The organism is Vagococcus proximus, from assembly GCF_029143285.1.
Classification (GTDB): Bacteria; Bacillota; Bacilli; order Lactobacillales; family Vagococcaceae; genus Vagococcus_D; species Vagococcus_D proximus.
This window is the reverse complement of the sequence record NZ_JAPDSH010000002.1, coordinates 192790-206815: the sequence shown is the minus strand read 5'-3', so window position 1 is coordinate 206815 and position 14026 is coordinate 192790. Positions and strand designations below refer to the sequence as shown.

At 37.4% G+C, this 14026-nt stretch carries 10 protein-coding genes; all 10 read right to left on the bottom strand.

Going from position 1 to position 14026, the window contains the following annotated elements:
- Nucleotides 1-31: 31 nt before the first annotated feature.
- Nucleotides 32-1978, bottom strand: a complete 1947-nt coding sequence (locus tag OL233_RS03560) for a BglG family transcription antiterminator (protein ID WP_275470999.1) — start codon at nt 1976-1978, stop codon at nt 32-34.
- 94 nt (nt 1979-2072) lie between these two features.
- Nucleotides 2073-4022 carry a PTS fructose transporter subunit IIABC gene (locus OL233_RS03555; protein WP_275470998.1) on the bottom strand — a complete coding sequence of 650 codons (1950 nt, stop codon included), beginning with the start codon at nt 4020-4022 and terminating at the stop codon, nt 2073-2075.
- A 135-nt stretch (nt 4023-4157) separates the two neighbouring features.
- Nucleotides 4158-6113, bottom strand: coding sequence for a fructose-1,6-bisphosphatase (locus OL233_RS03550; RefSeq protein ID WP_275470997.1), 1956 nt, complete (start codon nt 6111-6113; stop codon nt 4158-4160).
- A gap of 173 nt (nt 6114-6286) precedes the next feature.
- On the bottom strand, nt 6287-7129 hold the full coding sequence (locus tag OL233_RS03545; protein ID WP_275470996.1) for an LPXTG cell wall anchor domain-containing protein: 843 nt from the start codon (nt 7127-7129) through the stop codon (nt 6287-6289).
- A gap of 182 nt (nt 7130-7311) precedes the next feature.
- Nucleotides 7312-8127, bottom strand: a complete 816-nt coding sequence (locus tag OL233_RS03540) for a carbohydrate ABC transporter permease (protein ID WP_275470995.1) — start codon at nt 8125-8127, stop codon at nt 7312-7314.
- A 1-nt stretch (nt 8128) separates the two neighbouring features.
- Nucleotides 8129-9022 carry a carbohydrate ABC transporter permease gene (locus tag OL233_RS03535; protein WP_275470994.1) on the bottom strand — a complete coding sequence of 298 codons (894 nt, stop codon included), beginning with the start codon at nt 9020-9022 and terminating at the stop codon, nt 8129-8131.
- Nucleotides 9023-9085: 63 nt separating this feature from the next.
- A complete protein-coding gene (locus tag OL233_RS03530; RefSeq protein WP_275470993.1) occupies nt 9086-10405 on the bottom strand; it encodes an ABC transporter substrate-binding protein in 1320 nt (439 codons plus the stop codon).
- 521 nt (nt 10406-10926) lie between these two features.
- On the bottom strand, nt 10927-11820 hold the full coding sequence (gene sdaAA / locus OL233_RS03525) for an L-serine ammonia-lyase, iron-sulfur-dependent, subunit alpha (RefSeq protein WP_275470992.1): 894 nt from the start codon (nt 11818-11820) through the stop codon (nt 10927-10929).
- 24 nt (nt 11821-11844) lie between these two features.
- A complete protein-coding gene (locus tag OL233_RS03520) occupies nt 11845-12540 on the bottom strand; it encodes a serine dehydratase beta chain (RefSeq protein ID WP_275470991.1) in 696 nt (231 codons plus the stop codon).
- Nucleotides 12541-12566: 26 nt separating this feature from the next.
- The gene (locus tag OL233_RS03515) at nt 12567-13592 is read right to left on the bottom strand and encodes a PTS sugar transporter subunit IIC (RefSeq protein ID WP_275470990.1); all 1026 of its coding nucleotides are present in this window, start codon (nt 13590-13592) and stop codon (nt 12567-12569) included.
- Between the last annotated feature and the right edge of the window lie 434 nt (nt 13593-14026).

Below are 14026 nucleotides of genomic sequence, written 5' to 3'. Positions count from 1 at the left end.
AAGCCCCTACATTCTGTAGGGGCTCTTTTTTTTAGCTATAATACTTAAAATAACTCAATAATTTCAACTTATCTTTTTCTTCAATAATTTGGTGAAGCAATTCAGGTGATTCATTAATATAATGGAGAATACTAAAGAAATTTTTTAATTCCTTTTGACCCATGTCATCTTTCTTCAAAGCAAGAAGAGCTACTAATTGTACGTCGCCATTTCCCCAAGAAAGAGGTGTTTCGAGGGTTGCTAGACTGATACTAGACGTTAAGACTTTCTGGGGGTCACCGTGAGGTAAGGCGATTAAACTCCCTATTCTCGTACTTGAGTTAGACTCCCTTGTCAGAACGGTTTCTAAGTATCCCTCCGATACATAGTTTTGGTCTACTAACTTCGTCACCATCTCAGAGATGACCGTTTCTTTTTCTGTGGCTTCCATTTGAGTCTCTACTAAAAAGGGCTGACTAAAGCGTGTGATATCAAATTCTTTATGTCCTCTGTTTGGTTTAAACTCAAGTAAAAAAGAATGAAGTACAGCTAAATCCGCCTCTGATAGTAAGGGTGAGACCTCTAGTGTCGGCAGTTGATCAGCCTGACAGGGAACTGTTGTAATGGCAAAATCCAGTTGATCCAACCCTGAATAAACTGAAAATTCTTGGACTGATACTAACTTTTCAACTACTATATTTGGAAAATGTCTATTGATTTTAGCTTCTAAAAAGGCTGAAACACCCATGCCATACTCACACACGATAACCGTGTGATACGTCATTTCCGTTGCTTTCTTTTGGCGTTCTAAAGCCCCTTGCAAGTGAACCGTTAGATAGGCTACTTCTTCTTCAGGGACCGTGATATCTGTCGCTTTAAAAAACTCATCCACAATCGTTTGAACGATTAAAAATAATTGTGTATACGTTCGTCTAATCTCATCCTTTAATGGATTCGCAATATGGAACCCACTGTTAATACGAGTGAAAGTTGACTCTAGATGCTGTTTCAAATTATCTAATAAGATATGGTCTTCAGATAAATCAATCCCTAAAAGATGATGGATTTCAGCAATTAAAACAGCAATAATCTTCTCTACTGCCTTTGTAATTTCTTGATAATAACTGTCTTCATCCCCACTATGATGAATATTAAAACTTGAAATACGTAAAGCTAAATACCCTATCTCATCTTTAGGAAAATGAATGCTTAATTTTTGATGCAAATAATCGGTAATTTGCTCACTATAGTTTAGTGCCTTAGAATACTTAATTAAATTCCATTCGCCATCTGATAACGTTAAGGATTCATTTGTCTTAATCCTTTCAATCATAAATAAAATATGGATGGCAATACTATTCATCGGATTATCTTTTATGGCGATATCGGTTTCATTTACAAGGACTTGTAACGCCTCATTTACAATAGCGATTGACTGAGGTGAAAAGAATTCAGACAACTTTTTACCGTGTTGTTCCTCCGCATTAATCTCTCGCATAAGCTTGGCCAATATCTCACGTCTGACACGTTCTGAAGCAACTACAAACGTCCCTTGACCAGGTTTACTAACTAACTCTAACTGGAAGCCTGTGACTTGCTCTTTCACATGCTCTAAATCTTCCCTGATTACTGCCCGATTCACAAAGAATCGATCTGCTAGCTCATCTAGAGATAATGGTTCTTGTGCCATTAACAATGCTACTAAAATATAGCGTTGTTGCATTTCTCGACTGTGTTGCATCGGAATTTTATTTTTTAGCAAGATACTCTGTAATTTTTGTTTTTCATAAAGTCCAACATCAAGGTGAATCCCTACACCTGGTTTCTTCACTAGGCGTGCCTCGTAGTTTTCTTTTTCAAAATAGGCTGTCAATTGATTGAAGTCATTGCGAACGGTGCGTTCAGAACACCCTACAAAAGCGGCTAAACTTTTTAATGTCACTGGTTTATCACCAGTATCGAGTAGATGCTCGAGTAACTGTTTTTGTCTCACATTCATTTCTGATTTCCCTCCCTATTTCTTATCAAAAGAAAAGACACTCCCTTTGCTATAAAATTATAACATAGGCAGTGCCTTAAATTCTAACTGTTGTTTAACGAACTGTATCTAATAACGCCATAACATCAACGTTTGTATCAGCTTCTAATAACGCTTGACGGAAATCGTCATCCATTAATTTACGTGATAACATTTGTAAGATTTTTAAATGAGCGTCTGTCTTATTACCAGCAGGAACTGCGATCATGAAGACTAATTTAGCAGGCTCGCCGTCTAAACTTTCCCAGTCGATTCCTTTTGGTGCACGACCAAAGACAACACTTGGTTCGATAACAGCATCTGATTTACCATGAGGGATTGCTACTGACATGCCAATTCCTGTTGTACTTTCAGATTCACGTTTTAAGATTGCTTTTTTAAATTCTTCTGCTGATGTAATTTTACCTAAGTCTGCAAATTTAGCAATTAACTCATCCATTACATCTAATTTTGTATCGCCTTTAACATCTAAAATTAACGCGTCATCTGTTACGATGTCTGTTAATTTTTCAAATTCTACATCATCTTTTACTTCTGGAGTTGCTACTGCTTCTTTAACAGGTGCAGGCGCAGCTGTTTCTGTTGCTGCTACTGGTGCTGCATTAACTGGTTTCTTTAAGAATGATAAACAGAATACTGTTACTGCAATCCCTACTGCTACTGATACGAAGAACATCAAAACATTATCAACCGCACCTAAAACAGCTACGATTGGGCCACCATGAGCCACGTGGTCAGTCACGCCGAATAACATTGCCATCACACTACCAGCCATTGAACCGGCTACGATACTTGGAATAACACGTAATGGATCTGTTGATGCGAAAGGAATCGCACCCTCTGTAATCCCGAATAATCCCATCGCGAATGAAGCTTTACCCGCTTCTTTTTCTGGTTGACTAAATTTATTTTTAAGAACAAATGTTGCCACACCTAAAGCTAAAGGTGGCACACAGATAGCAACCGCAATGGGTCCCATGATACTGAAGTTTCCTTTTTCGATCATACCTGATCCGAATAAGAACGCTACTTTGTTGAATGGGCCACCCATATCAACGGCAATCATCGCACCTAAGATTAAGGCTAAGACAATTTGACTTCCACCTTGCATACCTGCTAAGAAATCAGATAAACTTGTGAATAATAATGCGACTGGTTTACCAATAACATAGATAAATGCAAACCCAACAACTAATGTTGAGATAACTGGGATAATGATAATTGGCATGATTGATTGAATCACTTTAGGAACTTTTAATTTCTTAATTCCTAATGCCACAAAACCGGCAAGGAAACCGGCTAAAATCCCACCTAAGAATCCTGCTCCTGCTTCACTGTTGTAAAGTGCTCCGTTAGTTGCGATTAAACCACCAACGAAACCTGGAACTAAACCAGGACGGTCTGCAATACTTTGAGCAATAAACGCTGAAAGAACAGGTACCATCATACCCATTGCTACTCCACCGATTGAGTTAATCGTTGCCCAAATGCTACCCTCTGGAATCGCAATACCGTTAGGACCTGCCACACCACCTAGTGATAACGCAATGGCGATTAATAGCCCACCTGTTACAACGAAAGGTACCATGTAAGATACACCATTCATTAAACTCTTATACATCACTTGACCAACACTTGCTTTTTTAGCTTCGCCATCAACAGATGCTTGGCCGACTGTACCAGATTGGATTTGGCCTTCGCCATTTAAAATTTGATTAATAAGTTCAGTTGCTTTATGAATCCCATCTTGTACGCCAACTTTTACAACTTGTTTGCCAGCAAAACGTGACATATCGACCGCTGTATCAGCTGCGATAATAACACCTTCAGCATTTGCAATTTCGGTAGCTGATAACTTATTTTCAACACCGATTGATCCGTGGGTTTCAACTTTAACGTTAACGCCAAGTTCTTTCCCTTTCTTCTCCAATGTTTCGGCTGCCATATATGTATGAGCAATCCCTACTGGACAAGACGTAATAGCAACAATTGTTTTTTCTGCCATTTGTATCTCTCCTCTTACTATAATTTTTCTACCTTATCAGTTTATCAACTCCGATTGCAAGACTTAAACGTATTTTTTGCAAAAAGATGTGGCAAAACCAAATTAACTCATCTGATTTTGCCACATCTCTGTCAGTTAATAACGCTCAATCAACTGTTTCTTTTCATAATACTGCTTTAATAATAAAAGATCCTCAACCTGTTTTTGAAGACTAACGCCGATATCCGTTTCTGCGACATATTGGCGTTTGTCCTCTTTAAAGACTAAACGTCTCGTGGATACTAAATCTCGTTCACTTTTCACACTCAACTCAGCTCCGCAAAACGGCTCGTGAACCGCTAACTCCATCCCGTAAGAATTATAAATCAACGTATAACCTGCAATCCCCGTAGCCGATTGATACGGTTTTGAATAGCCCCCATCTATCACAATCATGGCGCTATTTCCCTTGATAGGATTCTCACCTTTTTTCTCTTTAACAGGTGTGTGGCCATTGATTATGTGAGCTTTACCAGGTTCTAGTCCAAACTCTTTGAGAATGGCATGGCACCCTTCTTCCGTCTCACGTAGTCGGTAATAACTATTTTTATACTCTTCATGGGTTTCTTTTTCTAAGATATAGTACCTTTCAAATGTTGTCATCTTCGTCTTACCAAATAAAGGCGAATACTTGCCTGTCCATAAATACCAAACATAATCCAGATACCGTGACGGCACGTTCTTATCTGTGTGCGCTTGTCGTAACACTTTTTCAAAACGGTCAAACAACCCTTTCCCTGAATACGATCGACCTTCGATATCAAAGGATTGAAAGGCCCCCTCTTCTGTCATGGGAACACACCCGTGATATAGTAAATTGCCATTATAAATCAGTGACATACTCCCAACCTGCATCAGATAATCGATATGAGCTTGGAGTTTCTCGCTGCCAGTAAATACTCTAACTAATGCATCAACTAGCTCTTGCTCCTCATCAGTCAGCTGATACGGCTCTTTGGGATCAATCGTTGGAAAACTCGCTTGGTCTAAGAAATAGCGCTGCCCTTCCAACTCTATCGTCAAGTCATCATAGTTGATTCTCTCTAATACCAGACGATTTTCCATCTCAAACTCAGGACGACGTTTAATAATTTCCCCTTCTAATTTAAACTGAATAATCGCAATCGCTTGTTGAATTTTCCCCATCTGCTGCTTTTCATACTCGGAAACATCTTGGTCTTCTTTGGCTAACCGAGGAAGAAACTGCTGATTAGCGCTGTGATAGGTTTTCTCCGCAAAGTTGACCATATTGCGAAGTGAAATCCCATAGCCTTCTTCAAGCACTGCTAAATTATTATAGCGAGAAGCTATCCGAATCACATTAGCAATACAGACTGCCGATCCCCAAGCGGCTCCCATCCATAAGATATCATGGTTTCCCCACTGCACGTCTACCGAGCTTTGCCTTTGAAGATGATCAATAATCTTATCTGGATAGGGACCTCTATCATAAATATCCCCTACCACATGCAGATGATCAACCGTGAGATGCTGAATTAAGAAACACAGCTCCCGAATAAACGCATCCGCCATCTCTAATTCAATCACATTTTTTATAATACTTTGATAATAACCCGACTGTGTTTTATGCTTACTTGGTGTAAACAACAGCTCTTCAATAATATAGCTAAACTCTTTCGGAATAGCCTTCCTCACTTTTGAACGGCTATATTTAGATGAGATATCCTGACATAAAGTAACTAGTGACTTTAACTCTGTCTCATACCACTGCCTCGCTTCATCTTCGGACTGCCACTCTGCTTTTTTTAACGCTAATTTTTCTTTAGGGTAATAAATCAAGCTTGCCAAGGTACGTTGCTCTTCCGCAGTCAATTCCTCTCCTAAAGTTTCACTTATCTTATTTTTAATCTTACCTGACCCATTACGCAATACATGTTGAAAGGCATCATACTCCCCGTGCAAGTCACTGACAAAATGCTCCGTTCCTTTCGGAAGTGATAAAATCGCTTTCAAATTAATGATCTCTGTTACCACACTTTGTTTGTTTGGAAATTCTTTTGCTAATAAGGATAAAAACTTAACATCTTCCACGTCTCCACCAACCTATACCAATTTTTATTTTAAACAAACTCTACTTCATAATGATAACACAAAACCTTTTTAAATAAAGAGTTTTATCTCAACCACACAAAACGATAAGTATAGACCATTTTTAAAAAGAACGATAAAAAAAGACAAGAAGATGGGACTTCTTGTCTTTACTACTATTTAAATTTTCTAAGCACAAATGCGACTAAAGTTGCAAGTGTCATCACTAGGCCTGATGCCACAACTGCTACACTACTTCGTTCGCCAGTCTGAGGAAATGTTTTTTCTCCCTTAACTGTTTCATCTGGAGCCTTTTCAGTTTTAAGGTCATTATTTTTTAAGCTCGTAGCCAAATTAACAAATGGCGTGTTTGTTTGACTGTCTCCTAAAGCTAATTGATTCGTAAGAGAATTAGCGTCCTCTAACTCAACAAGTGGTTGGTCTGCTGACGGTAACATCGGCATATTTGTTTCTGGATCTAATGGCATTGGCATCGGATCGGCAACACCTGAACCATCTGGATCAGAGGGTAACATCGGCATATTCGTTTCTGGGTCTAATGGCATCGGCATTGGATCGGCAACACCTGGCACACTAGGCAACTCTGGTGTTGCGGGCTCACCAATAACGTTAAGTTGAGGTTGAATGCCATTTTCGACATCATTAAGAGCATTATTAAGTTCATCTTCCATTTGACCAATAACCTCAGGATCAAATGGTAGTTCTACTGACGGTTGAGGCATTTCTTCAGGTATAGTCATTTGGGGTTGAATACCATTTTCGACATCATTAAGGGCATTGTTAAGTTCTTCTTCCTTTTCAGCAATTATATCTGGTTGAAGACCATTTTGGACATCATTAAGCGCATTATTAAGTTCATCTTCCATTTGACCGACAATTTCGGGATTGATTGGCAACTCAGCTGACGGACTCACATCTTCACTAGCATGACTCGTCATCGGAGCTACTGTTAATAATGTAGTGGCACAAACAGCGACTAAAAAATAATATTTTTTCATACATTTCCTCCTATTTTAACACATAGCAATAGGACAATTGATTATAAGAAAAGCCATCAAATCGAGAGTTATAAAAGCTCCCCATTTGATGTCATTGTATGCCTTTTAAATGCGAATAGTCAAGGTGCTACTCTATTTAATAACACTATATATCTACTGTAGATATATAAATAACTTATCCCTTATTCTTTCACACCACCTGCCGCAATTCCCTCTTCTACTTTTTCCTGGAAGAATAAATAGATAACCAAAGGAATTAATAACGTTATCCCGATGGCAGCCATCATAGGACCATACTCAGCTCCTCGCTCTCCTTGGAAATTTAACAATCCTAAAGATACTGTTTTCAATTTATCATCATTAATAAATAACAGTGGAAACAGCACATCGTTCCAAGCTCCTAAAAAATTAAATATCGCTACAGTTGATATAGACGGGATCGACATTGGTAAGATGATTTTCCAATATATTTTAAAGAAAGAAGCCCCATCCATTACCGCTGCTTCTTCAACAGACTTGGAAATCCCTTGCATAAATCTTGTCAGTACAATTGTACTAAATGGAATACTAAATGCTACATAAAGTAATACGAGTGCTATTAAGTTATTCTTCAAATCAAATGCCGCAATAATGTACGAAACAGGAACTAAGATTGTATGCATTGGCACCATCATTCCCATTAATATAAATAGAGAAATATATTTATTGACCTTAAAATTAAAGCGCGATAGGACAAATGCACTCATAGATGACACAATAACAACTGTGATAACAGATGATACGGCAATAAAGATACTGTTTAACATATAACGACTCATCTTGGCATCTTCCCAAGCAATCTTATAATTTTCAAATCTAAATGTTTCTGGTAGTGAGAAAGGTGCACTAAAGATTTCTTTATTGTCTTTAAATGATGAAATTATTGTAAATAACATTGGTCCAATAAATGTGATTGCCATTGCTATAACAAATATATATAGAAAGACTTTCTTTTTCATATTAATCGACCGCTCCTTTCTTTTTCCTATTCATAATAAAATCACTTAGAATTGTAAGAACTAATACCATAACTAAGATAATAATTCCTAATGCACTACCCATTCCATAATTATCATATTTGAATGCTTGATTGTACATCAACGTTGTTGGTAAATTGGTCAAATCATTCGGCCCACCACCCGTCATTACAAACACCAAATCGAAAGACTTAATTGTACCAATAATATCTAACAGTACACACATACTGATAATTGGTTTTAACATAGGTACCGTAATATTAAAAAACTGCTTCACTTCTGATGCACCATCAATTTTTGCCGCATCGTATATTTCTTCAGGTATCGTTTTCAAGCCTGCAAGTAAAATAATCATATAGTATCCGACACCTGCCCAGATATTAACGAAAATAATAACAGGTATAGCTGTAGATGGATTAATTAACCACCCTTGAGCTAAAGTTCCTAAGCCTATCATCTCAAGAATACTATTGATTGCGCCATTTGGCATGAAAATAAAATACCAAAGTAGCCCTATTGCTGTTAAAGGAAATATCGTTGGTACAAAAAAGATAACTTTAAAAAAACGTGAGCCTTTAAGTTTAGCTTGTAAGGCCACTGCTAAAATTAAGGCAATAGGTGTATGAAATAGTACACTGAAAAAAACTAATTTAAAAAGATTGACCACAGATACTCTAAATAAATCATCTTTAAAAGCATCTACAAAATTCTTAAAACCCACATATGTTAATGGTGATCCTGGAATTCCATTCCACTGATGGACTGAAAAATATACCGCCAGTATAATCGGAATAACTAAAAATAAGGTATAGAGTAACATTGTCGGCACGAGCATGACTAACACTTTCGCTTTTTCTTTAAAGGACTTTACTACCAAAATTTCCACCTCTTACTTTATAAATTTTGAAAGAGGTGCTTTCACACCTCTTATGCATTACTTTTATTTAGCGTTTTTATCTCGTTCTGCTTGTATTTCTTTGGCCGCTTGTTCTGGAGAATTTCCTGTTAAAACACCTACTAGTGAATTACGTGTTCTATCTTGCATAGATTGAACCTTGTCATAATCAAAAACATCAACAGCTAAATGATCTGATGTTCCAGATAACTCTAAGTTGCGTAAGAATAATGGTGATACTTTATCTTTATCAATCTCCATATCCGTTCTTGGAACAATAAAATTTGCTTCTTCAGCATAGCGTTTTGCAACGTCTTTACTTGTTAGACGTTTTAATAATTCTATCGTATAGTCTTTATCTTTTCCTTCTAGTTTTCCATTTACCATATAAGGACTGACAACTTGCATATCATTATTTTTAAATTCTGGTTTTTCTTCAAAATATGGGAATTTAGCCAACTTTATACTGTCTGTATACTCTGTTTTTTCTTTATCCATAAAGCCGTCACCATCCCATGGACCTGTTAAAATCATCGCTGTTTCACCGTCCAAGAATGAAGTTAGTGCGACATTATCATCTATGCCTGCTGCATTTTTATCCCAAGCTTTTAAATCAGCTAACTCTTTAACATACTCTATCGTTTTAACCACGTCTGGATCTGTCCATTTTAACTTACCAGTTCCTAAATCCTTGGCTGCTTCTGTACCTAACCAGTGATAGAAAATTGAGTTGTGTAAATGACCTGCCTTATACGCAGCTTTTGCACCCATAGACATCGGCACAATCCCTTTAGCATTTAACTTTTTGATTGCATCTGTAAATTGACTCCATGTTTCAGGAAACTCACTTATACCCGCTTCTTTAAATAGTTTTTCATTATAATACATTCCAATCAAACCTGACTCCATAGGAATAGCATATGTACCATCATAGCCAGGGACTTGATAATAATTTAATGCACCTTCCGTAAAACCATCTGCCCATTCCTTGTCAGCCTTTAATGTTTCATCCATATTCATAACAAGATTATTGTCGATGTATTCTCCTAAATTAGCGACCCCTTGAACTCTAAAAATATTAGGAAGATCGCCTGAAGCACGACTTGTTTTAAGTTTATTATTGTATGAGCCTTCATCGCCTTGTGACTCATCAATCACTTCAGCATCGGGATAATCTTTTTCAAATTGCTCAATAACATCTTTATATATTTTAACTTGTGGAGATGTACCCGCCATTCTAGTTAATAATCTGATTTTTACACCACCATCTTTAGACTCTTTACTCTTACTTCCACCACAAGCTGTCAAACCTAATAATGCAGTAACTGTCATTCCAACCAACAAACTTTTTTTGACTACTTTCATTACTTATCCCCATCCTTTTCTCAATTTTAATTAAGCTAAAAACAACTAAAAAACGTTATGATAACGCTTACAATATATCGTTAATTTCCAAAAAAGTCTATATATCACCTAAATAAAGGCGAATTTTTCCTAAATATTCAAAATAAATTCATTTAATTCCAAAGAACGTCAAAATAAATTTTTTATTTCCATTTAAGTTCATTTAATATTCTTTAAAGACGTTATTTTATAAAGTTAATTAAATTTTAAATTAGTGACACGCTAACAACTTACATTCACACTTAATTTTTATCTCCTCTGTTCAAACATCATATGATGATATTCTACTTTTGATCCAATTATTAGTAATCATTATTAATCAATTTCCATGGTAGTAAAGATTATATAGTGGTTTATAAATACTTTTTTTTCGTAATCCCCTTTACAAAAATAACAATCAGAACAAGCCTGACTAATCCGTTTGGATGAGTCAGGCTTGTTTATTATCCAAAATAAAAACTACTAATGTCCTATTTATATACCTAATCTTTGCTCTTTAGTTCTCCACCAAAAATCTCTTTCATCATCTTCTTACCTTCTGGTGTTCCTGCAAGACCACCTATGCCAGTTTCTCTCAATTCTCTAGGTAAGTTTGACCCTATTTCACGCATAGCTTCAACTACTTCATCGGCAGGGATTTTATTATCAATTCCTGCTAAAGCCATATCGGCTGCGATTAGGGCATTCCCTGCTCCGATGGCATTACGTTTCACGCAAGGGATTTCTACTAGACCTGCCACAGGATCACAAACAAGTCCAAGTAAATTTCCTAATGCCATACCAAATGCTGTTGCCGATTGACGTGGTGTTCCACCTGCAGCTTCTACTGCGGCAGCGGCAGACATAGCAGAGGCACTTCCGACTTCTGCCTGACAACCACCCATTGCACCAGCTATCATTGCATTATTAGCCACCACTATTCCAAATAAACCAGAGGTAAATAAGAAACGCACCATCTGTTCACGCGTTAATTCTAGGGAGTCGTTAATCGTGAATAACACGCCAGGTAGTGTGCCGCTTGCCCCTGCAGTTGGTGTGGCACAAATCACGCCCATAGACGCATTGACTTCATTTGTTCCTAGGGCACTTTGCACCCCTTTTAGCATATCGTCACCTGAAAGTGTGCGTTTCTTAGCACGGTAGTTTTTCATTTTCACAGCATCGCCACCTGTTAACCCAGTTGGGGAGAAAACACCCTCCCCTTCACTGGATCGTTTAACGGCTTCTTCCATCGTCGCTAAATTATATTCCATAACTTCCCAAACTTCTTCAAAAGTCAGTTGATTTTGTTTCATCTCTTGCTCAATCATTAAATCGGATAAGGATTTTCCAGTCTCCTCTGCTTCGACTATAAATTCTTCAATTAATAAATACATGGGTAGTTGTCCTCCTTTTAATGGTTAAAGTAAGATAATTTGAGTTGCTTTATCAATGTTTAGTAACTGTTCTTTTAATTTTTTTGGCGGTTGAGAGTTAAGGTCAAATTGATATAAATACGTGCTATCACACTCGTACTCATTAAACACATTGACCTCAACATTGTTATCATATAATTTTCCTTGTAAGTTATATTTGATTGATTCGTCTTCAGTAATTGCAATCAGAATGGGTAACGTTCCTTGCGGCTCAAAAGCGAATCGGTCGACTTCAATATATTTGATTTCAATCGTGCCACCTCCTACAGAGATTCCAGTTACATTTATTTCATGATCACCATCCTGTAAGTTGACACAAGCTGTATTCGCATGTTGAACAGGGCTGTCTCCTGGCATTTCGATAAATTCGATTTCCATACCTTGTTCGGCTGCAATCTCCAACGCGTTAGGGACACGTAAATCATCTGTCGCAAATCCTAAAATTCCACTGATAATCGCATAATCTGTTCCGTGCCCTTTGTGTGTCTCAGCAAATGATTCATAATAATTTACACTGACTTTTTTAGGTGTTGTTTGAAATAATTTGTTAGCAGCTATCCCGATTGAGATAGCTCCTGCTGTATGGGAACTTGATGGACCAATCATCACAGGCCCAATAATGTCGAAACAACTTTTAAAATTAAGCGGCTTTTTTTCTGGTTTGTTATCCGTTGTTGTCATATTATCTTCCTCCTCTTTTTTTATTACTACGCGGCATTTGTATTCCTAATTTCATCTACGGTGACGATTTTATGATTTTTAAAGACCATGTAACCCAGGTAACCAAATATCAAACTATTGACTGTAATCAATGCTACGGCGGTTAGGGTTGGGAGTAATGGATTATTACCTAAGGTTACGAGTAAACCTGCCCAAGGTGTTGCCATTCCTGTTACGGGAATTTGTAAGCCAAAATAGGTGACGATCATTCCATTAATCGCACCGGCGACTGCATTGGTCAGATAGATGGGAACTGGATTTGAACTGATAATATCAATTTGGGTTAAGGGTTCGATTGCCACGGCAAATGCAGTTGTATCATCACCAAATCTCATTTTCTTAAATAACATACCGTTTAAGATTGAGTTACCAAAACACCCCATAGCTCCTACGCCCATCGGTATACCTGTCAAACCAATCAAGGCTGTTAGGACCATTGAACTTAGTGGAGTCATACCGACAATTGGGATGATTATTCCTAATACGGCCCCCATCACATACGGGTTCCCATCGACTGCGGTTGTCACCACACCACCGATGATATTTAATACCCCAAGCACGACTGGTTGAATCATAAAAGCAACGGTGTAAGCTGCAACTGGGACAATTAAAATAACAACAATCAAATCAATACCTTCTGTCACTCTTTTTTCAATTTGTAAAATAATAAACGATAATAAGTAAGCGGCTATAAAGGCTGGAAGCAATTTGAACTCTAATAACGATACGCCCATAATTACGGCAAATACTGGGCTAACACCAAATGCTAAAGGAACAAGCGTCCCTGCAGCTAAACCGCCAAGTCCACCCATTACTTCACCAATATGACCGACATAATCTAAATGAAACACACCACCAATAGCATAGTGTAAAAAAGCTTCTCCTAAAAACGTAGCACAGGCTGCACCAGATAATGCACCCAACGACTTCTTACCTCGTGGTGCTTTAAAGGCAAACAACGTCATCGCTCCTAAAACGAGCAGCAACATAACTATTCCAAATAAAATTCTCACATCAAGTTCCTCCTAAACATAATCGTATCGTCTTTGCGATACATGATTATTCATTCACTATTCGCTATTACCTTTTTTTGTTAAACTATCGAACAAAATAAAGTGATAGCGGTTTCATTAATGTGAGTGTAAACTTTAAAATTCCGGATATTTTTTGGTTCTCTCACCTTAATCTAAACGAAAGAAACAGTCAGTTGACGATCAGAAACAGCCGACAATATGCAGTAAAGATAAAAATCGGCTTGCTTTTTGTCTGTCTAGAGCAAACAAAAAAGAGGAGTTGGACGACTGTCCAACCCCTCTGACATAGTTTAATAAGCCTATCTAAAAACAAGTTTAACTACGGTGAAAAGTTAATATAGCAACCTTTACAGCGTTTACAAACCTGACTATTAATGATAGTATTAGCTATGGCAACTTGGTCAAATAGTGTC

Excerpts from the sequence above, each read along its gene's own strand:
- OL233_RS03545 (WP_275470996.1), bottom strand. The coding sequence starts at position 7,129 with ATGAAAAAATATTATTTTTTAGTCGCTGTTTGTGCCACTACATTATTA.
- OL233_RS03560 (WP_275470999.1), bottom strand. The coding sequence starts at position 1,978 with ATGAATGTGAGACAAAAACAGTTACTCGAGCATCTACTCGATACTGGT.
- OL233_RS03520 (WP_275470991.1), bottom strand. The coding sequence starts at position 12,540 with ATGACAACAACGGATAACAAACCAGAAAAAAAGCCGCTTAATTTTAAA.
- sdaAA (WP_275470992.1), bottom strand. The coding sequence starts at position 11,820 with ATGTATTTATTAATTGAAGAATTTATAGTCGAAGCAGAGGAGACTGGA.
- OL233_RS03540 (WP_275470995.1), bottom strand. The coding sequence starts at position 8,127 with ATGAAAAAGAAAGTCTTTCTATATATATTTGTTATAGCAATGGCAATC.
- OL233_RS03530 (WP_275470993.1), bottom strand. The coding sequence starts at position 10,405 with ATGAAAGTAGTCAAAAAAAGTTTGTTGGTTGGAATGACAGTTACTGCA.
- OL233_RS03555 (WP_275470998.1), bottom strand. The coding sequence starts at position 4,022 with ATGGCAGAAAAAACAATTGTTGCTATTACGTCTTGTCCAGTAGGGATT.